The sequence below is a fragment of the Micromonospora sp. NPDC049645 genome (assembly GCF_040675155.1).
In the GTDB taxonomy this organism is placed as follows: Bacteria; Actinomycetota; Actinomycetes; order Mycobacteriales; family Micromonosporaceae; genus Micromonospora.
On sequence record NZ_JBFAOI010000001.1, the window covers coordinates 797,235 to 819,709 of the forward strand.

Annotated in this window: 19 protein-coding genes and 1 tRNA gene; 9 read left to right on the plus strand and 11 right to left on the minus strand. The window is 68.7% G+C overall.

What is annotated here, in order from left to right; translation table 11 throughout:
• Window positions 1–6 precede the first annotated feature (6 nt).
• The gene (locus AB0J33_RS03765) at window positions 7–930 is read right to left on the minus strand and encodes a DMT family transporter (protein WP_363609486.1); all 924 of its coding nucleotides are present in this window, start codon (window positions 928–930) and stop codon (window positions 7–9) included.
• Window positions 931–958: 28 nt separating this feature from the next.
• On the opposite strand from AB0J33_RS03765, the gene AB0J33_RS03770 reads away from it, so the two are divergent.
• From AB0J33_RS03770 to AB0J33_RS03780, 3 genes are all read left to right on the plus strand, one after another.
• On the plus strand, window positions 959–2,353 hold the full coding sequence (locus AB0J33_RS03770; protein ID WP_363609488.1) for a PLP-dependent aminotransferase family protein: 1,395 nt from the start codon (window positions 959–961) through the stop codon (window positions 2,351–2,353).
• Window positions 2,354–2,557: 204 nt separating this feature from the next.
• A complete protein-coding gene (locus AB0J33_RS03775; protein WP_363609491.1) occupies window positions 2,558–3,946 on the plus strand; it encodes a glycoside hydrolase family 6 protein in 1,389 nt (462 codons plus the stop codon).
• A 109-nt stretch (window positions 3,947–4,055) separates the two neighbouring features.
• Entirely contained in the window at window positions 4,056–5,030 is a 975-nt protein-coding gene (locus AB0J33_RS03780) for an SDR family oxidoreductase (protein WP_363609493.1), read from the plus strand.
• A gap of 308 nt (window positions 5,031–5,338) precedes the next feature.
• On the opposite strand, the gene AB0J33_RS03785 is transcribed toward AB0J33_RS03780, so the two are convergent.
• From AB0J33_RS03785 to AB0J33_RS03805, 5 genes are all read right to left on the minus strand, one after another.
• Complete coding sequence (locus tag AB0J33_RS03785; RefSeq protein WP_363609495.1) at window positions 5,339–5,860, minus strand: hypothetical protein; 522 nt, start codon at window positions 5,858–5,860, stop codon at window positions 5,339–5,341.
• Window positions 5,861–6,660: 800 nt separating this feature from the next.
• Window positions 6,661–7,530: a hypothetical protein gene (locus tag AB0J33_RS03790; protein ID WP_363609497.1), complete on the minus strand. Its 870-nt coding sequence runs from the start codon at window positions 7,528–7,530 to the stop codon at window positions 6,661–6,663.
• Window positions 7,531–7,532: 2 nt separating this feature from the next.
• The gene (locus AB0J33_RS03795) at window positions 7,533–8,423 is read right to left on the minus strand and encodes a hypothetical protein (RefSeq protein WP_363609499.1); all 891 of its coding nucleotides are present in this window, start codon (window positions 8,421–8,423) and stop codon (window positions 7,533–7,535) included.
• A 997-nt stretch (window positions 8,424–9,420) separates the two neighbouring features.
• Window positions 9,421–11,178, minus strand: a complete 1,758-nt coding sequence (locus tag AB0J33_RS03800; RefSeq protein WP_363609501.1) for a hypothetical protein — start codon at window positions 11,176–11,178, stop codon at window positions 9,421–9,423.
• A 145-nt stretch (window positions 11,179–11,323) separates the two neighbouring features.
• Complete coding sequence (locus tag AB0J33_RS03805) at window positions 11,324–11,581, minus strand: hypothetical protein (protein ID WP_363609503.1); 258 nt, start codon at window positions 11,579–11,581, stop codon at window positions 11,324–11,326.
• Between the two features lie 491 nt (window positions 11,582–12,072).
• Here AB0J33_RS03805 and AB0J33_RS03810 point away from each other — a divergent pair, with 491 nt between their 5' ends.
• The 4 genes from AB0J33_RS03810 (at window position 12,073) to AB0J33_RS03825 (ending at window position 15,345) form a co-directional block, all read left to right on the plus strand.
• On the plus strand, window positions 12,073–12,687 hold the full coding sequence (locus tag AB0J33_RS03810; RefSeq protein WP_363609505.1) for a hypothetical protein: 615 nt from the start codon (window positions 12,073–12,075) through the stop codon (window positions 12,685–12,687).
• Between the two features lie 454 nt (window positions 12,688–13,141).
• Window positions 13,142–13,217: transfer RNA gene (locus tag AB0J33_RS03815), tRNA-Arg, on the plus strand.
• A 145-nt stretch (window positions 13,218–13,362) separates the two neighbouring features.
• The gene (locus AB0J33_RS03820; RefSeq protein WP_363609507.1) at window positions 13,363–13,557 is read left to right on the plus strand and encodes a hypothetical protein; all 195 of its coding nucleotides are present in this window, start codon (window positions 13,363–13,365) and stop codon (window positions 13,555–13,557) included.
• 75 nt (window positions 13,558–13,632) lie between these two features.
• A complete protein-coding gene (locus AB0J33_RS03825; protein WP_363609509.1) occupies window positions 13,633–15,345 on the plus strand; it encodes a hypothetical protein in 1,713 nt (570 codons plus the stop codon).
• Window positions 15,346–15,423: 78 nt separating this feature from the next.
• On the opposite strand, the gene AB0J33_RS03830 is transcribed toward AB0J33_RS03825, so the two are convergent.
• Window positions 15,424–17,169: a hypothetical protein gene (locus tag AB0J33_RS03830; protein ID WP_363609511.1), complete on the minus strand. Its 1,746-nt coding sequence runs from the start codon at window positions 17,167–17,169 to the stop codon at window positions 15,424–15,426.
• Window positions 17,170–18,312: 1,143 nt separating this feature from the next.
• Here AB0J33_RS03830 and AB0J33_RS03835 point away from each other — a divergent pair.
• On the plus strand, window positions 18,313–19,005 hold the full coding sequence (locus AB0J33_RS03835) for a DUF1524 domain-containing protein (protein ID WP_363609513.1): 693 nt from the start codon (window positions 18,313–18,315) through the stop codon (window positions 19,003–19,005).
• Between the two features lie 252 nt (window positions 19,006–19,257).
• Window positions 19,258–19,392, plus strand: coding sequence for a hypothetical protein (locus tag AB0J33_RS03840; protein ID WP_363609515.1), 135 nt, complete (start codon window positions 19,258–19,260; stop codon window positions 19,390–19,392).
• 90 nt (window positions 19,393–19,482) lie between these two features.
• On the opposite strand, the gene AB0J33_RS03845 is transcribed toward AB0J33_RS03840, so the two are convergent.
• The 4 genes from AB0J33_RS03845 to AB0J33_RS03860 form a co-directional block, all read right to left on the minus strand.
• A complete protein-coding gene (locus AB0J33_RS03845; RefSeq protein ID WP_363609517.1) occupies window positions 19,483–20,082 on the minus strand; it encodes an ATP-dependent Clp protease proteolytic subunit in 600 nt (199 codons plus the stop codon).
• A gap of 134 nt (window positions 20,083–20,216) precedes the next feature.
• Window positions 20,217–20,702, minus strand: a complete 486-nt coding sequence (locus tag AB0J33_RS03850; protein WP_363609520.1) for a helix-turn-helix transcriptional regulator — start codon at window positions 20,700–20,702, stop codon at window positions 20,217–20,219.
• A 112-nt stretch (window positions 20,703–20,814) separates the two neighbouring features.
• Window positions 20,815–21,936: a hypothetical protein gene (locus tag AB0J33_RS03855; protein WP_363609522.1), complete on the minus strand. Its 1,122-nt coding sequence runs from the start codon at window positions 21,934–21,936 to the stop codon at window positions 20,815–20,817.
• A gap of 11 nt (window positions 21,937–21,947) precedes the next feature.
• The gene (locus tag AB0J33_RS03860) at window positions 21,948–22,460 is read right to left on the minus strand and encodes a SigE family RNA polymerase sigma factor (RefSeq protein WP_363609525.1); all 513 of its coding nucleotides are present in this window, start codon (window positions 22,458–22,460) and stop codon (window positions 21,948–21,950) included.
• Window positions 22,461–22,475 lie beyond the last annotated feature (15 nt).

The following is a 22,475-nucleotide window of genomic DNA, read 5'->3' on the forward strand; positions in this document are numbered from 1 at the left end:
TGACGGTCAGCGACCGGGGTGGGTCACCGACGCGGCCCCGCTCACCTGAGCGCCGGCCCGGGTGCGTTGGATCAGCAGGACGCACGCCAGCACCACCACCGCTGCCACGACCGAGGCGGGTGTGACGGTCTCGGCGAGCAGCAGCGCCGACCAGATCAGGGTCAGCACCGGCTGGGCGAGCTGGATCTGGCCGACCCTGGCGATGCCGCCCCGGGCGAGGCCCGCGTACCAGGCGAAGAAGCCGAGGAACATCGAGACGACGGTGAGATAGCCGAACGCCGACCAGACGACGGCGTCCGCCCGTGGGGGACTCGCGACGGCGGCCACGGCCGTGATGGGCACCGTGGCGGGCAGGGAGAGCAGCAACGCCCAGCAGATCGTCCGGGCGCCGCCGAGCTCACGGGCGAGCACCCCGCCCTCGGCGTACCCGAGGCCGCAGAGCACGACCGCCACCAGCAGGAACAGGTCGGCCACCGACAGCGCGCCGTGCACCGCGCCGCTGGCGGCGAGGAACGCGAGCACCGACAGCAGCCCGGCGACGCTGGCGATCCAGAACAACGGTGGCGGGCGCTCGTTCGACCGCAGTACCGCGAAGACGGCCGTCATGGCGGGCAGCACGGTGATGACGACCGCCCCGTGCGCGGAGGTCTGCGTGGTGAGCGCGAGGGAGGTGAACAGGGGAAAGCCGACGACGACACCGATCGCGACGACCGAGAGCCGTCGCCACTGCCCACGGGTGGGTCGCGGCGCACCGGTGAACCGCAGGTACGCGTACGCCAGGAGCGCCGCGCCGACGGCCCGGCCGAAGGCGACGAACCAGGGGTCGAGATCCTGCACCGCGACGCGGGTGGCGGGCAGCGACATGCTGAAGGCGAGCACTCCGAGCGTGCCGAGGGCGAGGCCGGGGCCTCGTCCCGCTGTTACCGTCACCGAAGGAGTAGCGCTACTCTGTACCGTCATGGGAAACAGTAACGCTGTGGATCCCGTCGTTCAAGATCTTCGACGCCTGGTGGACGTGGCGGCACCCGGCACGCGCCTGCCTTCGGTGCGTGAGTTGACTGCCCGTCACCACGCCTCCCCGGTGACGGTGACCGCGGCAATCCGGCAGCTCGTTGCGCAGGGGCTCATCGAGACCCGATCGGGCCGGGGCACGTTCGTAATCAGTCGGCCGGGCCGGCGTGACACACCGGACCTGTCCTGGCAGACGGTGGCGCTGGGCCCCCGTCGGCCCGGCGAGGAGGAGATGCAGGCGTTACTGGCGATACCGCCAGCGGGTGCCATTGCGCTGTCCGGTGGTTACCTGGAGCCGAACCTCCAGCCCGCCGCCGCGCTCGGTGCGGCGTTGGCCCGCGCGGCCCGGCAGCCGGCTTCCTGGGAGCGCGGACCGACCGAGGGGCGCGCGGATCTGCGCGCCTGGTTCGCCCGCGAGGCCGGGGCGGGGCTGCGCCCCGACGACATGGTGATCTGCTCGGGTGGGCAGGCCGCGCTGTCGTCGACGCTGCGTGCGCTGACCGCCCCCGGCGACACCCTGCTCGTGGAGTCCCCGACCTATCTGGGCGCGCTGGCCGCCGCCCGCGCGGCGGGGTTGCGGCTGGTACCCGTACCCGCCGACGCCGACGGCGTGCGCCCTGACCAGCTCGCCGTCGCGTTCGCGCGCACCGGCGCGCGGTTGTTCTACTGTCAGCCGCTCTACGCCAACCCGCACGGCGCCACGCTCGCCGTCCAACGTCGAGCGGCTGTCGCCGCCGCGGTCCGTGACGCCGGGGCGTTCCTGATCGAGGACGACTACGCCCGCGACCTGACCATCGACGGCGATCCTCCGCCGCCGCTGGCCGCCGACGACCCGGACGGACACGTCATCTACCTGCGCTCGCTGACCAAGTCCGCCGCACCCGGCCTGCGGGTCGCCGCGATCGGTGCGCGGGGCCCGGCCGGCACCCGACTGCGGGCTGCCCGGCTGTTGGACGACTTCTTCGTCACCGGGCCGCTTCAGCAGGCGACGCTGGACTTCGTCACCGCACCTGCCTGGGCCCGGCATCGTCGGGCCCTGCGGAACGAGCTGCGCTCCCGGCGCGAGGCGCTGCTGTCCGCGCTCGCGCGGCACCTGCCGTCGCTGACCCCGCAGGTCATTCCTCGCGGCGGATTGCACCTGTGGGTCCGGCTGCCCGAGGGCGCGGACGACGTGGCGTCGGCCGCCGCGGCCGCCGCCAACGGCGTCGTCGTCTTCCCCGGCCGACCCTGGTACGCGGCGGAGGCTCCGGCGCCGCACCTGCGCCTCACCTACGCGGCTGCCCCGGCGGAGCTGATGGACGAGGCGGTCCGCCGGCTCGCCGTCGCGCTCCACCGGCCGTAGCGTCCGGCGTCGCGCGGGTCGCGATCCGGATCGGTGTAGCCCGTCGTCAAGGCCGACGGCAGCGGCTGCTGCGACGCGCAGACGTGGGACCGCTGACCCATCGACGGGTGTTCACATCTTGGCAGCGGTCCGCGCCTCCGCTACCGTCCATGGAAACGCTCCCATGAACTTAGACACATCTATGTGATCTGGAGGCAACACGTCGTGGCTACCCTCTCCTCGCTCCGCCGTAGATCGGCGGCCATCAGCGTGGCGGTCGTCGCGGGCGCCGCCGCCGTCGGCGTCAGCCTCGCCGTCGGCAGCGCCTCCGCCGGCACGCTGTCCGGATCGCTCTACCGCGACCCGAGCTCGGCCGTCGTCCGCTGGGTCGCCGCCAACCCCGGCGACTCGCGCACCGCCGTCATCCGCGACAAGATCGCCAGTCAGCCGCAGGCCCGCTGGTTCGCCAACTTCAACCCGTCGACCGTGCAGTCCGAGGTCTCCGGGTTCATCGGCGCCGCCAACGCGGCCCAGCAGATCCCGGTGCTGGCGGTGTACGAGATCACCAACCGGGACTGCGGTGGCGCCAGCGCCGGCGGGGCACCGGACCTCAACCAGTACCAGACGTGGGTGTCCAACTTCGCCAGGGGACTGGGCAACCAGACCGTCATCATCATCCTGGAAACCGACTCGCTAGCCCTGCAGACCTGCCTGAGCAGCAGTGAGATCAACGCCCGCAACCAGGCGCTCACGACGGCCACCCAGACCATCAAGTCGGCCAACCCCAACGCCAAGGTGTACCTCGACGGCGGCCACTCCACCTGGAACAGTGCGGGTGAGACGGCCAACCGGCTCCGGGCGGCCGGCGTGCAGTACGCCGACGGTTTCTTCACCAACGTGTCGAACTACAACTCCACCTCCAACGAGGCGAACTTCGGCCGCAACGTCCTCTCCGCCCTCAACGGCATGGGCATCACCGGCAAGCGTCAGGTCATCGACACCAGCCGCAACGGCGGCGCCAGCGGAGACTGGTGCGGCGACGACAACACCGACCGACGCATCGGCATGTACCCGACGACCAACACCGGCGACAGCAACATCGACGCGTACCTCTGGGTGAAGCCGCCGGGTGAGGCGGACGGCTGCCGCTACACGGCCGGTTCGTTCCAGCCCGACCTGGCCTTCAGCCTGGCCAACGGCGCGCCGAACCCGCCCACCACCACCCCGCCGACGACGCCGCCGCCGACCACGACCCCGCCGACCACCACGCCCCCGACCACGCCCCCGCCGACCACTCCGCCGCCGAACACCACGCCGCCGGCCGGTGACGGCTGCTACGCGTCGGTGGCGGTCAACCAGTGGGCCGGCGGCTTCACCGCCAGCGTGACGGTCACCGCCGGCAAGTCGGACATCAACGGCTGGACCGTAACCATCGTGCTGCCCAGCGGTGCCGCGGTCACCGGCACCTGGAACGCCCAGGCCAGCGGCACCAGCGGCACCGTCCAGTTCACCAACGTGAGCTACAACGGGCGGATCCTCGGCCGGCAGTCGACCACCTTCGGCTTCCAGGGCACCGGCACCGGCCCCGGCGTGATGGCCACCTGCGTCGGCTGATCCCACCCGACACTGCGGCCCGGCGCGGAGGACCACTCCGCGCCGGGCCGTCCCCGTCCCGGCCTCGTTGGCGTCTACCGCGAGCGCGGCCTCGGCCTGGACGCCCCCAATGCCGCGCGACGCGTCAGTGGTGACGCGGGTGAAGCCGGATACCCGACGCGTCCGGTTGTCGACGGTCCCGACCTCTGTACCTCGCACGCCGCTCCTGACACTCTGCAATCGCCAGATGACACAGTGGACAGGACGGGTCGAGGGCATGACGAAGCGTTGGTTGATCACAGGGTGTTCGAGCGGACTCGGCCTGGCTCTCGCAGCCCGGCTCGCCGCCGAGGGTGAACAGGTGGTGGCAACGGCCCGCCGGCCGGAAACGCTTGACGGACTGGTGGCGCGGCATCCGGGCAACATGGTGGTCGCCGCCCTGGACGTACGCGATCCCGCGCAGTGCGCGGCAGCCGTCGAGCGGGCGGTGGACGCCTTCGGCGGCATCGACGTCCTGGTCAACAATGCGGCCTACGGACAGTTCGGCACCTTCGAGGAAGTTTCCGACGCGCAACTCGCCGCACAGTTCGACACCAACGTGTTCGGGCCCTGGCGACTCACCCGCGCGGTACTGCCGATATGGCGGGCGCAGCACCACGGGCACGCCATCTTCGTCAGTTCGATCGCCGGCGTGGTTCCCTTCCCGGGCCTCGCCGCCTACACCGCGAGCAAGTTCGCGGTGGAGGGTGCGGCCGAGTCGCTGGCCGCCGAGGCCGGGCCCCTCGGGGTGAAGGTGACCATCCTCCAGCCGGGCGGCTTCGCCACCGGTTACAGCGCCAACCTCGTGATGCCGGAACACCGTATCGCCGAATACACGCCGGTCGACGAGGTCATGCTCGGCGCGCTACGCGGCATGAACACCAGGCCGGAATTCAACTCCCCCGAACTCTTCGCCGACGTGGTCTGGCGGCTCGGTCAGATGGACTCGCCGCCGCTGCGGCTGCCGATCGGACCCGATGCGGAGGCGTTCCTGGAGCCCGCCTACGAGGCCCGTCGCACTGAGTACGACCAGGTGATCAAGGCGGGCCACCACACCTTCGCGTGAGCAGGTACGAAGCGCTCCGAACCGATCGAGCGCGCGCCCCGGGGATGCCGATGCCGATGGTGCGGCGTGCTGCAAGCGCACCCGTTGCAGCCGAGCTACAGACATCAACTGCGCGCTGAGCTATCTCATCGAAGTTCCGAAGATGCCGGTGGTGCCGCCGGCCGATGACGAAGAGTGTCAGCGATCTGAGCGCCGCCGGTCGAAGGACCGGCGGCGCGCCACGTCAGAAGATGGCTGAGTCATTCTCGCTCAGGACCAGGCCCTACACACTTTATCTGACACTCGCTCTTTAGCTGAGCGGCATTGGGTCAGCCGTTGTTGTTGATCCATGGCGCGGCCTCGATGCTCGCGGGGCTGCATACGTTGTCCGCGGGGACCCGTCGGCAGGTTTGGAAGCGAATTCTGCTTCCCTTACCGCCGTAGAAGTTGGTACTGGATGACTCGTAGTAATCCTTGTTGCACCTGGCCCAGGTGTCGGAGCCCGAGCTGTTGCTGCACTCGCCATATCGGTAGGGCTTCCACTGGGCTCCCGGCCCGTCGCCGGACAAGAGCCAGTTCTCCCAGTAGACAAAAGTTTGGGTGCCATCCGGGAACGCGTCTTGGATGCGCCAGATGTCGCCATTTTTGGTGAAGCAGCCTTTGCCTCTCAGAACATATCCGGCGACTGGGGTGATGGCCCAGGTTTCTGAACAGCTATCGCCGCCGCTTCCGGAGGTGACGGTGCCCGTGTCATCCTCGAAGGGTTTCGCGAAATCCGCGGCCAAAGCCGGGCCCTGTGCTCCCACGAGGACGGCGAGGATGACTGCGACTACAGCAAGTATTCGTTTCATGCTGGTTGACTCAACCCGGGGTCGTCTGGGTACGCAAGGCATCGAGGTGTTCGGATCTGTTCGGAACTGTTTCGCACGAATGGACGCCTCCTTGCCGTGAGTGCGAACCAGCAACTACGGACCTTCAGGCTTCTTTGACGTGGTGGGCCTGGTTGGGGGAAGTTGGTGCCGGCACAGGACGGGAGCTCCGGTAAGAGGACATCTGATTCACGCACAGCTTAGAGCCTGTGAATACCCCAACCTGGTACGGCTGTGCAGCCTCCACGTCGCGCCATCGACGGGCGATCGGAAAGGGCATGGCGGGTCACGATTTCAGGTTGAGGCGGCGACGTCACTCTGTTCGAAGAAGGAAACGATGGCCCGGGACCGCGGCGATGTCCGCGGCGGCAGCTATGCGTCGCGAGCGCAGCGCTTCCACGCGCCCTGGCCGTGATTGCGTCATAGGCGGCAGGGTCTCAACGGCGGACGGGCAGTTCCCGGCCGTCGCGCAGCCGCAGCGACACCTCGCCCGCCGCCTCGCGCGCCCCCGGCACCGCCAGCTACGGGACCCGGCGTGCGCCCGGAAGCAACGGCTCCAGCACAGCCAGGTCGGCGCTGCTCAAGTCTCCACGGGCCATGCCCGTCTAACGAACGAGATCCAGGATCATCTCGGGCTAACGAGCCCTCGCGCGGGTATGGCGTGCCCCGGTTCCCTTATCCCGACTTCGCATGATGCGATGTCGCGGACAGACACCATTGGCGCCAGATTCGCCGACAGTGTAGGTATGCAATCGCGCGGATCCGCAGTCGCGTCTTCGCGGTCAGTCGGGTGGCCACGGTGTGCAGGTGCGGGGTCGGGGCTGTTCGGAGTAGCGTAGTTCGGCGCAGTATCGCAGCGCGCGGGTCGGTGTGAGCGTCCATTCGTAGCCGGCGGACTGGTATCCCATGAATGTGGAGCGTCCACAGCATCGGAAGTTGGTGCTGCCATTCGCCAGTTGATGGACCTGTGGCTTGCCGTCGACGAGCAACTCCACCCGCAGATAGTACTCGAACGGGTCGTGCCAGCCCAGCTTGCCCGGGTCGGGTGCCTGCACCTTGTCAACATCGATTAGACGTTCGGCGGTCTGCCCGGCATTGAGGGGGTACGACCTTCGGTCGGTTCCGTCTGATGCCGGTTCGTTGGTGGGAGAGGTGGATTTCCTCGGTGCCGCGTCGCGGCAGCTCAACTCCACCCAGGTGTGTTCCTGGTCAGGAGGGTCGACGTCTCTGACGTAGGTCGCCTCGACTTGGACGACCTCGACGTCCACGCGGTCGTGCGCGGTCAGCGACAACAGGTGCACCGGGTTGATGTTGACCGGCATGCCGCCCTGCTGCTGTGCCCACTCCATGAATCGAACGCAGTCTCGTATGTACTCCGGAGGGCTCGTTCTCGCGGCTTCCTCAGTGACGAGCAAGGTCGGTTCGGCACCGGCGTACCCGCTGATCGGAGCGGTCAGGTCTAGCAGGCGGCCGGGATCGATCGCCGTGGCATCGCCGGATGGAAGGGCCTTGGTGGACGGAGGGTTTCCTGTGACGGATGGTGGAGAATTCTGTAGGTGATCGCGGTGCGCTCGCAGCGTGTACACGGCGGTGAAGACCAACACCGCGGGCAGCACCCAGACAGCGAGGAATTGGCGTAGGCGGCGGTTCATGGTCAATTCACCCGGAAGGCGAACGGGCCGGCGCCGTCCGGGGTCCAACCGTTGGTGATGTGCATGTAGTAGCGGTCCTGGTAATGGTCCGCCAGGCTGGTGCTGCGGAACGGCTGGCCGTTGTCGTCGACCGTGATGACCCGTTTCTCGCCGCCGAGGGCCAGGTCCAGTTCAACCACCCACTCGCAGTACGACTGTTCCGTCTGGGCCTGCACGTCGATGCTCATCGGCTCGCCGGGTGACAGGGTGATCGAATGGCGGTCCACGTACGCCACGCCGAGGTCCGCGCCGCCGCGCTCACGGATCCGGGCGACGCTGTCGGGCTCGTCCAGGTCGAAGCCGATCTCCAGGGGTTCACCTCCGCCCTGAGAGCCGTGAAACAGGCACGCACCCGCAGGTGGTTGGTCCCGCCGTGACACCTTGGCCCGGATCTGGGTGACGAACACGGGCTCGGCCCACTGGCCGACCAGGGACAACCGGATCCGGGTGAACAGCCGGTTCGGGTGTTCAGGTGAGTTCCCCAGTATGGCGAAGATGCCATTCCCGGTCCGCAGCATCTCGTCGGGCAAGCGGTAGCTGTCGGGCCCACGAGCCAGTAGCCGTCCACGTTGCTCGGTGCCGAGCGGCTGCGAAAACAGCCACAACCTGGCATCGTCCGAACGGTCGTAGTAGTAGGCATTGGCGGAGATCGGGGCCTTCTGCCGAGCCAGCTCCCGCTTCGCCTGATCGACCGCATGATCGTCGCGTACCGCCTGCCCTGGAGAGGTGAACCGACTGACTCCCTCGGCGATCACCGCGCCAATCAGCCCACTCGCCGCAGCGGCCCCCAGGCTCAGGAGAAGGGTCCGTCGTGAGGAACGTGGCTGCACGCCGTCCTGCTGCTCGTCGGGCACGGAGTGCGCGTGCTCGGAGGCGGGCGGGCGTGACTCGTCAGGGGACCGTGCCTGCTCCGCAGCGGAACCTGGTTCCTGTGCCCCCGAACGTCGCCGAACCGATGGCCGCGACTCCTGTTCTCGGTCCTCGGACTCACGCTTTGTTGGACTGGCCTGTGCGGCCTGACTCTGCGGCGTACGTCGACCTGGCGAGGGCTCAGGCACAGAAGATGGCACGCGTGATCACCTCAAGATCGCAATTAGGATGACGCGCCCCGCATTGTATTGATCCTTCACAACAGCGAACCGGCTGTCGACAAAGAGGATCCCGGCGACCATTCGGTCAGTCAGGAAAGCGCCGGGCACCGAGCCCGATCGGGCTCGGTGCCCGGCTGCAAATCCATACCTTCGAAGGCGACCTCGCCATCGACGAGCCGAAACAACTGGCTACCGCCTGCCGTACAACGCCGCCCGCCTGACCCACTGCCAACGCCGCCGCCGGCTCCGCATCCCGGCCAACTGGCCGTGGGCCACCCAACTCACACCGCGTTCAGCCTGATCGCGGCAATCCCCGCACCCGACTGACCCGGTCAGCTCCCGAGCACCGACCGGAGACCCCAGGAGACCACGCCCACTCGGGCGCGGTCCCCATCGGACATGCTGTGCCGTCGACGCCGCTCACTCGCACTGACCGTCGGCTGCTCGTTGCGCCCGGCGCTCTCGCGGGCGTTCGGTCTGCTCGCGGCGGATCTGCTGAATGCGCTCGGTCGACCAACCCCAACACGCCAGATAGCTGGCTCGGCGTTGCGCCGAGCAGCCAACCTGCCGGGATCAACTGTCCAGGGACGAGTACGAGGCCGTGGGCCGGTCCGCGGTGGTGTCGATCCAGGAGCGGCCCAGTTGGTGCTGAAATTGAGGTTCGCCCGATGCTGTGGGCGAGGGACGCGGCGCCGTGCCGCAGGTCGTGCAGCCGGATCGGTCAGGGCCCTTACAGAACCGCAGAAGATTGAAGATCAAGTTAGATGAGACCGAGAAGCTTCGCAAGGTCGTGGGCCTTGTTGCCGCCCAGTTCGAGATGCTTGATGTCGAGCTGGAACACGCCGGTGACGACGGCGTGCAGCAGTGTGACGAACTGCTGGTAGTCGGGCTGCTTGAACACGGCCGGGTTCACCAGGTCGGCGGGCACGTGGTACGGCCGTACGATCTGCGGCTCGGCGCCCTCAAACTGGCCGATCCGGTCTTTGACCGAGACCTTTTTGGTCGTGTCGCCGTCCCCTCCAGTGGTCGGGCCTCCGGTCGTCGCGGCCTGGGTAAGGGCCGGGTGGCCCACCCCGAACTCGAAGCTGTACACGGTCGCCGAACGCCCGTTGCCGAGCTGGCCGGTGGCCTTGTCCGCGCTGAAGTCGATCTGTGTGCCGTTAGCCAGCGTCATCGTGAACGTGTCCCGGTTCGACACGACCGTCAAGGCCGAGACGATGTCCTCCTGCTTCAGGCGATTGATCACGGGCTTCACGTGGTCCAGCCCGTGCAGCATCGTACGGCCCACCGCGTTGTCGGCCGAGTCGTCCGTGAGGAACCGTCGCAGCAAGGCCCGACCGGTCGTTGTCGTCAGGGCGCTGCTCTTCAGCTGGCACTGCGCCGCCAGGCGCAGCCGTCGGCCTTCGCCGTCCTGGTGCGTCTTGCCCTTGAGCGCGAACAGGTACGTGCCCCCGGCGTCGCTGCTGCGGTGCCGTCGGCGCAGCACGATCCGGTTGGCCAGCAGATCGCATGGGCTGGGCAGGTCGAAGTAGGTGTCCTCGTACACCTTCTGCTCGCCGGTCATTTTGAGTATGCCCAGCCGCTTCTGCATCCCTTCGTCGTCGTGCAGCTTGTTCATGGCGATGATGACCTGGTCGAGGTCGCTCGCGCGGGCGAGCCTGTACTCCGCCTCGCACTCCAGGGTGGTCATCATCTCCTTGCCGCCCTGCAGGATCTCCTGGAAGGTGTTGAAGACTGGGCGGCTGGTGTTGAGCTTCTCGCTCATGTTCCAGGACGTGTTGCGCTGGTTTTCGGTGCCGGCCAGCTCCGGCAGGGTGTACGGGACCAGCCGCAGCTTGCCGGAGCCCCCCTTCTGATCCAGTCCGCCGCTCTCGTGGCGTACCCCGTTGACCTGGACCTGCTGCTGGTCGGCCACGCCGAGCCACTGCGCACGCAGACCCAGCTCGCGGTACCGCTGAATGATCATTTGAGTGGTCACTGGGCCGCTCGGATTGATTTTGAGAATCGTGGCCAGCTGCTGCAGCGTGTACTCGACCCGGATCTCCCAGTGGTTGTAATCCCACGTCGGCTCGATCACCACCACCAACAGCTGCCGCTCGCCCGGCTTCTTCGGGTCCGCGGTCGGCGTCTCCAGGTAGATCGGGATCAGGTCCTGGGGCTGAGCCATGTACCGCGGGTTGCCCGTCACGCTGAAGTGCAGCTTCAGGCCCTCGTTTGACAGCAACGCCGGCGACTCGATCTCCAGGTGCGCGGTGCCCTCCCACTTGCGGTACGACTTCTCGATCGCGATTGCTGGGCCTTGCTGACCGAACGCCTGCTGCTGCCCCAGCGCCCAGGTTTCGATCATGAACAGTGGCGTCTTGTACACCTGCCGGTCCAACGCCGAGACCAGGTCATCGCCGCAGACTCGGTTCTCGCTGTCGGTTGGCCGGGTCGGTTCCTCCTTCGGCCGCGGCAGCGCCTTGATCGTCACCGTCTGGTCGTAGCGCAACTGCCCAGCCGTACGGTCCGCCTGCATGGCCCACACTCCTCGTCCCGACCCCGCCGTGACCTTCACCGCGAGTGTTCGACCGGAGCGTATGTGAGCGTTCGAACACTTCCTGTCACCATTGCGACCCAGAGCGAGAAAGGGGGCCGGCGATCCTCCGACGACAGCAGCGGGCCTACCGACCCGGGACACCGCAGGGAAAGGCGTCCTGGTCCTCGTCGCCGGCCACCTTCACCACCACCGGCCGGGCCGGTAGCACCTGCACCGTCCGGCTCACCACCGCCAGCGACTGGAGCGCCACCTGGACCCGGACCGGGCGTAGCGTGGCGGTCGCCAGCACCGACGACGACCGGCGGATCGCCGCCGCCAAAAGCGATGACGGCGCGGAGCCCGGCTTATGGCTGGGGATCACGCCGATTCGCAGGCCCGGCATCAGGACTGCCTTCCGGGCGAGTCCTACGACCGTCAACCCTTCCCGCCGGTGCGGGCGGCCTGGTCGAGCACCCACCATGGCAACAAATCACCACCTGGTCGGGTTCATTCGTTGCGATGTTTCTGATCTGGAAACTACGGGGGGGGGGCGCCGTACAGGTGCCCCGGCTCGGGGCCTGTCAGAACGGCGGCTCGACGCGCGAGGCGGATGACCGCTCCGGCGTCGTCCCGGGCGTCGTACCCGAGGCGGCTACGAGCAGGACCGCCGGGACCTCAACACGTGCGGACTGCGTCCGGAGAGCTTACCGGCTTGGCCCGATGAGGCGACCGACCCGATCTCGACGTCGCCATGGTGCGCGCGCTCCCCCCGATGGAGGTCATCAGAACGTCAGTGGAACGACAATGATCGTCGTGACGGAACTTTGGCCAATTTACATCAATCGAAGTCACTGCTACATTCGGCGAAGTGTTAAGGAGACTGTTGGGGGAGCTATGAACGAAGCGTTCAACGCCAGGCGCTCGTCCCGCCGATCTTTTCTTGCAGGCGGAATCTTGCTCGGCCTGTCGGCGGCAGCTGGCGAATCCTTGTCGTCGCCAGCCCCGGCAGCTGCGGAACCCCGGTGGACGTCGGATGGCTGGCGATTCTGCGTCAACTGCTTCGAGCTGTTCCTATTTGATATCACCGTCAACGAGAGTCGCTGCCCGCAAAACAGCGGCACACATCAGCCTGCTGGCTGGACCTTCCGGCTAACGTACAACGACAGTCAGTCCGGCGTAGGCGAAAGTTCCAATATCCAGGCCAACTGGCGGCACTGCTACCGATGTTCTTCGCTCTTTTGGGGGCCGAGTGCGACGAAAAGGTGTCCGCTGTGGCCGGGCGGAGATCATCAGTGGCTCAACCCGTATTCTCCCTATCCTCCTCGGCAGTTCCTGCTTACGCACGACGTCGGCCAGCCGTCCGGGTGGCAGAACCGGTGGCGGTTCTGCTTCAAATGTTCCGCGCTGTTCTTCGATGGCTACGCACAAAAGGGCCTCTGTCCATTCGACTATGTTTATGGCCACACTGCGGCAGGGTACGACTTCGCGATGCCCGTCTCAGCCTACTGATCATGGGCCTCAACGCGTTGGCGCAGGAAAAGGTGTACTCCAGCGCGGAGTCTGAGAGGCCGGCACGCGCCGGCCGCTGATTCACGGATCAGCGGCCGGGGCCGAACTTCCAATCCTCTGACCTTGATGACGCCGTTTGATCGATCAGGACGATTGGTGGCCCGCTGCTCCGGCCCACACTACAAGGCTGACCTCTGACATGGCCCCCGTCGCGGGATGAGGGGGCCGCCGACAGGCCCGGTTGATCTTGTGATGTGGTCGCCGTGTGATCTCCAGCGGAGGTCACCCCGGGTCAATACGTGCCACTCCAGGTCAACCGGGGCTAATGATCATGGTCGCAGGCCCGTCTGGTGTGATCCGCGCGTGGTCGTCGGTCCGGGCGTTTCACCGGGTCAACGCAGGTCACTCCCTGCCAACGCAGGTCGACCCGCAGGTCGTTACACTAACCACTCGCGCCCCCGTAGCTCAGGGGATAGAGCATCGGTTTCCTAAACCGTGTGTCGCAGGTTCGAATCCTGCCGGGGGCACCAGACAAGGTCTTGACCAGCAAGAAGCGGACCAGGGCTTCTGGTTCTATCTATGTGGTTTGAATCGTCCCCCGATAACCCCTCGGTCTTGGGCCCGGGCCGCCGTACGACGACGTGCAGGCTCGGGGCTGTGGTCGCGAGGCGCTTGGTGGTCTACGGCCTCATCACGGGCCGCCTGCCGATCGTGGCTGACGACGTCTCGACCCGCGTTGGCCCGCGACCACCTGCTGTGGTGGTTGACGGTGCTGGCCGGCGCCACGACCTGATGCTCACCGCCCCGGCATCGTGGGACGACGATATGGAATTCTGCGGCCGCATTGTCTATGGTGCGGGAAGTAATTGATCGTCATCATCACCTGGGACTGGAGTCGCCGGTGCCGATCATCCTGCGCTTCGTCGTCAGCAATCGCTCCGTCCGATGAGGGGCCGCCTGCACCGCGCCGGGCTGGTGGCCGTCCTGGCCGCCGTACCGATCGGTATCAGCACCACCCCGGCCTGGGCGGACGATCACGATGCCCCGGCCGGGGTGGCAGCGATCGGCGGCATCGCGGTCTTCATCCACTGCGTGAGCCTGCTGGCCACAGCCGCCGCCGTGGCGACGGCCTGGGGCGGCGGCCGAGCGGTGCGGTCGCGGACGTCCGTCGCAGCGGTCATCGCCGCAGCCGCCGACATCGCCGCGATCCCGGCGTGCGGCACCGCGGTGGTGCCCTCGACCCTCCTCGCGCTCGGGACGTTGGCGCTGCCATGGTTGGTGATCCGCCCCCGGGCGGCGCTCGCGCTCGGTGCGGTCATCGCTGTGGGTCGCGCCCTGCAGGCCGTGCCGGACGGCTCCCCGGCGCGGACGCTCACCGCCGCCGGGCTCCTGGCCGCGATGTGCTGCGTGGGCGCGATCTGCGCGATGCTGGCTGGTCGCCGCGGCGCCGGTCCGGTGGCGCTGGGTCCGGTGGCCACCGGAGCAGCGTTGGTCACCGCCGGCGTTGCCACCGCGTACTGCGTGCGCGGCGAGGTGCGGCTGGACGCGACGGTGCTGTGGTTCACGTTCGAGTGGCTCAGCATCGCGTACTTTGGGCTCGCCGCCGTGGCGGTGACGGTCGGGCCCGCGTCGCGGCGGTTCCAGGCGGTGATGGCGGCGGCCGCGCTGGTGGCGGGTGTCGGGCTGGTCGGCGTCCCGCTGCCGCCCGACGCCGGGGTCCCGATGGTGCGGCAGGTCGACGCCGCCGGCCAGCGGCTGCCCGTGCTCGTCACCCCGCAGCGCCCGGGCTGGAACCTCGTCCACGTCGGCGCCGACGACGTGCGGGTCGGCCTCGACCCGAACCGGCTGGCCGTGACGGGCACCCGGCCCGGCACCACCGGATCGTGGGGGCTCGTCCGGCTGCCGACCGGCCGCAGCCGGCTCTGGCTCACCCATGGTGGCGCCACCGCCTCCCTCGCGGTCGACGCGGGCCAGGCCGGCCCCGGCCCGGACGTGACCACCGCTGACGGCCCCGAATGTGCCAGCGCGAGCCTGGGGGCCGTGCTCGCCGGTGACAGCCGGCCCTTGGCCGCCTGTCCGGCCGAGGAGCTGACCGCCGAGGACGCCGACGCGCTGCGGGCGACGGTGTCCTTCATCGCGGGGCGCGGCGTCACCGCGATCTCCGTCAGGTCCGACGACTCGCCCCGCGGCGTCGCGGCTCGGCAGGTCGTCGAGGCCGCCGGGGCGGCCGAGAAACTCCGGGTCACCGACCCCGGCGACCACCCGCTGTTGGTGGTGTCCGGATGGGCTGCTGCCGAAACGATCCTCCGTGAGGTGGCAGCCGACCGACTGCCCGCGCAGGGCAGCTACCTGGCGCCGTGGCTGCTGACCGGTCCGTTGCTGGCCATCCCGAGCAGCCCTCTGCTGCCGCTGCGCTTCGATGTGCGCGACAACGCACCGACGGCGTACCTGGCCGAGCTTTCCGAGCTGTTCCCGCTCGAGCCGCCGACCGGAGTCGGGTACACGGCGTGGATGCGCCAGCGCGCTCTTGCCGCCGGGCCGCTGCGCCTCTACGCGGCGGCCCAGCTGTTCCTTCCGGGCGCCGGTGGTCACGATCACGGCAGCACCGCCTGGGTCCCCAACGGCACCGTCACGGCGGTGAGCGGCCGGTTGCCCTGATCCGAGACCCCCGACAAGACACCCCGGACAGCGGACGAGGCGCAGCGGTCGCTGCGCCTCGTCCGGGTTACTAGGTGTTCAGCGCAGAACGCGGTCGCTGACCACGAAGAGCACGCCATGTGGGCGGGCCACACCTACGCTGCCGTGCGGCCAGTCCTGGCGGTTGAAGCTCACGCACGGCTGGTGCGTCTGCTCATCCCGGAACGCCGTGTCGGGGGACAGGACGCCGGCGCGGTTGAAGTTGAACATGCAGATGCGGTGGTCGCCGTCGAGGCCGGTCTTGGCGACGAAGTAGTTCGAGGTGGCGACCCGCTCGATGTGGTCGGCCTCCCGGTAGAAGCCGTTCCGGTCGCGGGTGAAGATGTCCTGGCTGCCCCAGTGCGGCCCGACGCCGACGTTCGGCGTCACCTTGTCGGCGACCGGCACGACACTGGTCAGGGCGGGACAGTCGGACTCCGCCCCGCCGGCGGAGACCTCCTCGATCGTGTCGATGTTGCACGCCGGGTTGGCACCGGCCGCGAGGAGTTTCTGGATGTCGAGCACGAAGACCATGCCGCTGGTGACGTCGCGTGGCAATCGTGGGTCGGTGCCCATCACCGTGTGGATCAGGAATCGGTCGTCGGGGGTGACCTGCAGCCAGCTACCGCCGGCATTCGATCCGGTGAGCACGCCAGTCGGGTCGAACTTGCGGTACGCCGCCGTGTCGTCGAAGACCTCTCGCCACTTCGGCGAGCGACTGGTGATGTCGGGGGTGTAGAAAATGGTACCGCCGGCCATCGTGGAGGCGAAGGCACCCCGGTGGTGGCGCTGGTTGGTGATCGCGTTCTCCATCACCATGCGGTTCTCGTTGGTGGCGATCGACTCGTCCACGCGCGGCCCGTCCGGCAGGTACGACACGGAACGCATGGTCGGATTGTTCCGGTTGGTGATGTCCAAGACCCGAACGCTGGGCCGCAACAGCAGGGCGTCGGTCTCCGTGTCGGACGGTTCGAGGAAACTCCTGAGCTCGGCGAAGTCGCTCGCGACCAGCACGTTGAGGTCCTCACGGACCTGCAGCCCGTGCGGGTTGGCGCACGTTGCCGGGGTGATGCTCGGCCTGTTGTGGCAGATCGCCGGGTCCTCGCCGTTCGGCAGCGCCATCGGGATCTCGGCCAGCGTGCGCCCGTCGGCCGACATCCGGACCACTTCGCCCGGCGAGCCGTTGGCGCCGTTGCCGACGCGGACCTGGCCGTTGGTGTAGCGGCAGGGCCCGGCGACATCGGGACCGCCGAGGTAGGTGGCGTAGGCGGTGCCGTCGCGAAGGGACCAGAACGCGTCCGGCGCGGAGCCGCACGGGGTGTCGGTGGGGAGGTTGACGCCGGTGAGGCGGAGCACCGGCAGGCTTCGCGAGTCGAACACGTAAGCGGTGTCGCTCAGAATGCTCGCAGCGAAGATCCGCTGGCCCTTGTGCCAGATGTACTGCATGTGGTGCGGCTCGTTCTGACGTTGCGGGCTCAACGTCACCGTGTTGACCACCTGCCCGTACGTCCGCGACTGAGGCGTCGCGTCGATGACGGCGATGAAGTCCTTGGCCGCTGGATTCGATGCGTCCGCCGCACCGGACCAGGCCAGCAGCCACTCACGGGGACCGCCGCGCAGCGCCGCCGCCGTGAGGTGGTTGGTGGCCGTGTACGTGCGGTTGTCCGAGCCCCGCACGCTCGACGACTCCTGCGCGACGGCGTAGGCGGTGCTACCGGGTGCCGCGACCAGGCCCGTGCTGGCCACGACGACCAGGACGAGGGCCGCGGCGATGCCGGGGACACGAGGGATATGCAGTCTCGGCACGTGCTGTCTCCACATGGTTTGCTCCTGTCCGACATGTAGGCGGTGAGTTTGATCATGGCGTCCACATGACCGGCCAGAATGCCGGCAAAGCAGCGTGTCGTACGAGATCACCTTGATGCGCGTGTGCGGAATCCCTGTGCCCATCGGGCCGCACCGGGGTATGCCGAACCCGAGCCGCTGAGGAAATCGGTCCCGAGTTCGTGCACGTCGAAGGTGAGCTGCCCGGCAGGTGAACGCTGTCGAGCGCGATGATTAGGTTGCGGCGTCGAAACTGGCCCTGTCTGACGCCGACCATCCCGGCGGCGGCGAATCTGGGTGCACGCTCCCGTCCAGGTTGGTCGCATTCCGATGGGACGACATATGACGGGACGTGTTGCGCCGCCCCGTGCAAATATCGAGAGCGATATTATCATCCTCGATATGTGAGTCAAGAGAAGGCGATCGTCGACAAAGCGCGGAGATCAATTGCCGAGATCGCTTCGGTGGCGGCCATTCCGAACTGTGATCGACAACGAGTTCGTGACCGGGTGCGGGCAGGTCAGGGGATGCGCGGCCGGCATAACCGCGCACTCCGCAGCACGCCCGTCTGCAGGATGCCGAAACCCTGCCCGGTCGTCCCGTCAACTTCGCTATTGCTTCGATCGCCGCGAAGAATGATTTGAGGTGTCCGGCATCCGTCAGGTAGGTGACCTGTGGCTGCCCGCCATTTATCCCGAAAACGTCTGCCAACAGCGGTGGTCTACGAACTGCCGCAAGCGGGCCAGAGTCACTTGAGTAGAGGCGAAGCGGAATGTAGTGCCTGTTGGTGACTCCGCCTGGGCGCGCCCGTCGTCTCCGCTGGCGCTCCGACTCCGGCCAGGCGACGTGCCCGGCGGCTGGCGCGGAGAGCGGGATGCACGAGGCCGCCGCGGACAGGCGGGGTCTGAAGGTGGTGGGGTTCGTCGCCGGCAGTCGGCGCCGCCGCGCCCGAACACGTCGGCGCAGCTAATGGGCACACGCCGGGTCGCGGTGGCGGACCGGTCGCGAGGTCCGAATACGCCAGATGCTCAACGGTTCGACGGGCGCGCTTCACGGGCATGACCTTCGATCTACATGATCGACCGAGACGGTTGCCTTCCACTTCCCGACGAAAGGCTGCCGATCATGCCGATCATGCCGATCATGCCGATCGCGTCCCCTGTCACCTTCTCCCGGCGTGCCATGCACCGGGCCGCCGCTGTCGCGGTCGCCGCTCTCGCGGGGACCTGCCTGGCCGTCGTGAACGCGCAGCCGGCCTCGGCCACGCCTCCCGGCATCCCGTCGGCGGCGACGGCGCAGTCGCAGCTCAACGCCCTGACCGTGGCGGCGCAGGGCTCGACCAGCGGCTACTCGCGTGACCTGTTCCCGCACTGGAGCACGGTCAGCGGTAGCTGCAACACCCGCGAGCAGGTCCTCAAGCGCGACGGCACCTCCGTCGTGGTCGACAGTTCCTGCGCGGCCACCTCGGGCCGCTGGTACAGCCCGTACGACGGTGCGACCTGGACGGCGGCCTCCGACGTCGACATCGACCACGTCGTGCCCCTCGCGGAGGCGTGGCGCTCCGGCGCCAACTCCTGGACCACCAGCCGTCGGCAGAGTTTCGCCAACGACCTCACCCGCCCTCAGCTGATCGCGGTGACGGACAACGTCAACCAGTCCAAGGGCGACCAGGACCCCTCCACCTGGCAGCCGTCCCTGTCGTCGTACCGGTGCACCTACAGCAAGATGTGGATCACCGTGAAGTACAACTGGAGTCTCACCCTGCAGTCCTCGGAGAAGTCCGCGCTGCAGAGCATGCTCAACACCTGCTCCTCCTGACCAGCGTGCGCCACCCGGCCGGCAGTCACGTCGACGACGCGGGCCGGCCGGGTCGCCCGCAGCCGGAACCCGACGCGCCGCACGGGCTGGGACGAGGTCGGAGACGGCTGGAGACCACGCGGTCGTCACACCGGCGTGATCACCAACCGTGATTCAGTACCACGATGTCCGTTACTTGCTCAACGACAATTGTCCTCAGTAGAGGAGGCTGCGCAATCGACAGCGACGGGCAGACCATCCGGCGACCAGCTCGTGACGGGCGCGAACGAGACGCTCACCGACCCGGTGCTCTGGGTTCGGATCGGCTTCCATTACCTGCCGCGCGACGAGGACCAGAGCCCGATGCGCGCGCACTGGCAGGGGTTCGACCTGATGCCCGCGACCTGACCGCGACCAATCCGCTGGCCCCGAGCGCGCGGGCGAGCATCAACGGCCGTCCCTGAGCGGCGTGGCGGGGTCACGGCCGCCGCACGTCGATCAGAGTGTGGGCAGTTGTTCGGCTCGGGTGACCACCTGGTCGATGAGGCCGTACTCGCGCGCCTGCTCCGCGGTGAACCAGCGGTCCCGGTCCCAGTCGCGTTGGATCTCGTCGAGTGCCCGTCCGCTGTGCTCGGCGATCAGCTCCTGCATCGTCCGTTTCACGTGCAGCATGTTCTCCGCCTGGATGGTGATGTCCGAGGCGGTGCCGCCCATTCCGCCGGACGGCTGGTGCATCATGATCCGCGAGTGCGGCAGCGCGTACCTTTTGCCGGCCGCGCCCGCGCAGAGCAGGAACTGCCCCATCGAGCCGGCGAATCCGAGCGCCAACGTCGCCACGTCGTTGCGGACGTAGCGCATCGTGTCGTAGACCGCCATCCCCGCGCTCACCGACCCGCCCGGCGAGTTGATGTAGAGGTAGATGTCGCGGTCCGCGTCCTCGGCGGCGAGCAGCAGGATCTGCGCGCAGATCTGGTTGGCCGACTCCTCCGTCACCTCGCTGCCGAGGAAGACGATCCGCTCCCGCAGCAGTCGCTCGAACACCTGATCACCGAAGGACGGGTGCCCACCCTCCAGCATTCGCGCGCCGTACCTCATCATGCCGCCGCCTCTCACCGCGCCGGCGGGCGGTGGGGACCGCCCGGTGGACCGGCCCCTCCAGCGTGCGGCGACGTCGGCGACCGGCCCAGTGATTCTCCCGCCGGCAGATCCGCCGACGGCAGAACCGGCGCGGCCTACGCGACGGTCACCCGCCGCGCACCCGCCCGGGCCCGCGCGCAGCCGAACAAGGCGGCGGTACGCGGACCGGGGCGCGAGCCACCGGCGGAGGCCAACGCCCCGAGGTGGAGGGTCGGCCCGCTCGCACCGGGGGCTCGGTGCAGGATCGGGCCGCTGGCCCGCAGGGTGTGCTGGCTGGCGTCGTGGCGGACGACGGTGGCCCGCTCGAACCGGGTCAGCGCCGCCCGAGGCGCGGCGGGAATGCGCGGCTCGACCCGGCGCAGGTCGTCGCGGGCCTCCTCCAGCAGGTCGGAGAGGCGGATGCCGAGCGCTCGGCAGATCGCCGCGAGCACCTCCGAGGAGGCTTCCTTGCGGCCCCTCTCCACCTCGGACAGGTAGGGCACGGAGACCCCGGCCGAGGCGGCCACCTCGCGCAGCGTGCGGCCCTGGCTCTGGCGCAGTCGGCGCAGCACTCCGCCGATGACTCGTCGCAGCAACGACATGCCGGCCTCACTTTCGCGGTCGTCGTCGGGAACACCCTCATCATGCCTGTCCCCGGCCGTTCGGGCCGACCCGTCCGGGCCCGCACCGCTCGACGGCGCGGGCCCGGGGCGCTCACCGGTACAGGTGGGTGTGCCAGGCGGCCGGCTGGGGCACCAGCGTGACCGCCGGGAACAGCGCCCGGGTACCACCGCTGGGGAGCAGGGCGCTGTCACTGATCGACACGGTCGCCCCGTTGACGTCGTAGACGGTCAGCGACTCGTTGCCGTTCTCTCCACCGAATCGGGCCTGGTGCCCGGCAAGGGTGGTGTTCGGGTCGACGTACGCCCTGTCGGTGGGATCGGTGACGTTGCGGTACAGGGAGATGCCGACGGTCAGCGTGCGGGCCAGCTGCCGGCCGGGGTCGGCGGTGGCCGGTTCCGGGGTCCAGGTCCACCCGGCATGCCAGGATCTGGGCTGGTCAAGCGACTCGGAGACGCTGACGTTGATCATCCGCAGGTCGGCCGGTACGCCCGCCACTGTGGCCGGCATCGGAACGACGGTGTCGGCGACGAAGCGCAGCGACCGGGCGACCTGCGTCGCCGTTCTCCGCATGTCCGGCCCGGCACCGAACACCCGGACCTGCGCCCAACCGTCCGGGGCGTACCGCCAGCGCAGGATCGCCTCCGGCTTCTCCGCACCGGAATAGCTGGCGAAGACACTGGGCCCACCGTTCAGCTCAGGGCCGGCGGCGGTGTCACCGGCCACGGCGGGCTCAGCGCTGTCCCGCTGGGGCGCTGACGGCTCCACGCCCTTGGGGAGCAGCGAGACCGCCACGGACTGCCGCTGGTCGTCATCGCGGCCGTTGGTGGCGGCGAGAAGCACGCCGGGAGCGGACTGAAGTAGCCCGGCCTGGTAGTGGAGATCGCGCAGCCCGTCCGGCAGCCAGCCGAAGCGGACGTACAGCCGCTGAGGGTCGATCGTGGTGAGCGCTGCCGGCAGCCCGGTCGGGCCCTCGCTGGTCGCGGCACCCGGTGGGGCGGTGGCTGGCGGTCGGTCCGGGGTCAGCAGGTCGGGGACGGTGAGACCGCCGCCGGTGAGGGCCACCGCCAGCAGCGCGGCGCCGGCTCCCTGGGCCAGGCGGCGTTGCCGCCGCGCGGTGGTCATCGCCCGGTCCACGTCCAGCAGGACGGAGGGCCGCTCGGCCGATTCGATCTCGGTCAGCATCAGATCGCCGATCTGGCGTTCGTCCAGCACGGTCGCTCCTCTCAGTTGCCGGTCAGCGTGGGGGTGAGCAGGGTGCGCAGGGTGGCCAGACCCTTGGCGGTCTGGCTCTTGACCGTTCCGGCCGTACAGCCCATGGCCGCGGCGGTCTCGTCGACGCTGAGGTCCTGGAAGTACCGGAGGACCAGCACCGCGCGTTGCCGCGGCGGCACCTGCCGCAGCGCGCCGACCAGGGTGATCCGGTCGGTCGGGTCGGCGGGATCGGTGGCTACGTCGGGCAGGGCGCTGCCGAGACGAACCCGTGTCCAGCGCAGCCGCCGCTCGTCGATCAGTCGCCGCAGCAACATGGTGCGTACCAGCGCGTCCAGGTGGTCGGCCTGCCGCGCCCGTGCCCAGGAGCGGTACAGCTCGGTGAGCACCCGTTGCAGGATGTCGTCGCCCCGATCCCAGTCCCCGCACATCAGGTAGGCGGTGCGTCGCCACTGCACCATCCGGGACCTGACGTACTCGGTGTATTCGTCGTCGGCCTCGGTTCGCCGTTTGCCGCTCGTCCTCACGAGGGTCGCGCCCCC

What these genes read in the sequence shown, in the direction of transcription:
- AB0J33_RS03770 (WP_363609488.1), top strand. Translation starts at nt 959, where the DNA reads ATGGGAAACAGTAACGCTGTGGATCCCGTCGTTCAAGATCTTCGACGC.
- AB0J33_RS03780 (WP_363609493.1), top strand. Translation starts at nt 4,056, where the DNA reads ATGCCGCGCGACGCGTCAGTGGTGACGCGGGTGAAGCCGGATACCCGA.
- AB0J33_RS03785 (WP_363609495.1), bottom strand. Translation starts at nt 5,860, where the DNA reads ATGAAACGAATACTTGCTGTAGTCGCAGTCATCCTCGCCGTCCTCGTG.
- AB0J33_RS03790 (WP_363609497.1), bottom strand. Translation starts at nt 7,530, where the DNA reads ATGAACCGCCGCCTACGCCAATTCCTCGCTGTCTGGGTGCTGCCCGCG.
- AB0J33_RS03800 (WP_363609501.1), bottom strand. Translation starts at nt 11,178, where the DNA reads ATGCAGGCGGACCGTACGGCTGGGCAGTTGCGCTACGACCAGACGGTG.
- AB0J33_RS03805 (WP_363609503.1), bottom strand. Translation starts at nt 11,581, where the DNA reads ATGCCGGGCCTGCGAATCGGCGTGATCCCCAGCCATAAGCCGGGCTCC.
- AB0J33_RS03810 (WP_363609505.1), top strand. Translation starts at nt 12,073, where the DNA reads ATGAACGAAGCGTTCAACGCCAGGCGCTCGTCCCGCCGATCTTTTCTT.
- AB0J33_RS03825 (WP_363609509.1), top strand. Translation starts at nt 13,633, where the DNA reads ATGAGGGGCCGCCTGCACCGCGCCGGGCTGGTGGCCGTCCTGGCCGCC.
- AB0J33_RS03835 (WP_363609513.1), top strand. Translation starts at nt 18,313, where the DNA reads ATGCCGATCATGCCGATCATGCCGATCGCGTCCCCTGTCACCTTCTCC.
- AB0J33_RS03845 (WP_363609517.1), bottom strand. Translation starts at nt 20,082, where the DNA reads ATGATGAGGTACGGCGCGCGAATGCTGGAGGGTGGGCACCCGTCCTTC.
- AB0J33_RS03850 (WP_363609520.1), bottom strand. Translation starts at nt 20,702, where the DNA reads ATGTCGTTGCTGCGACGAGTCATCGGCGGAGTGCTGCGCCGACTGCGC.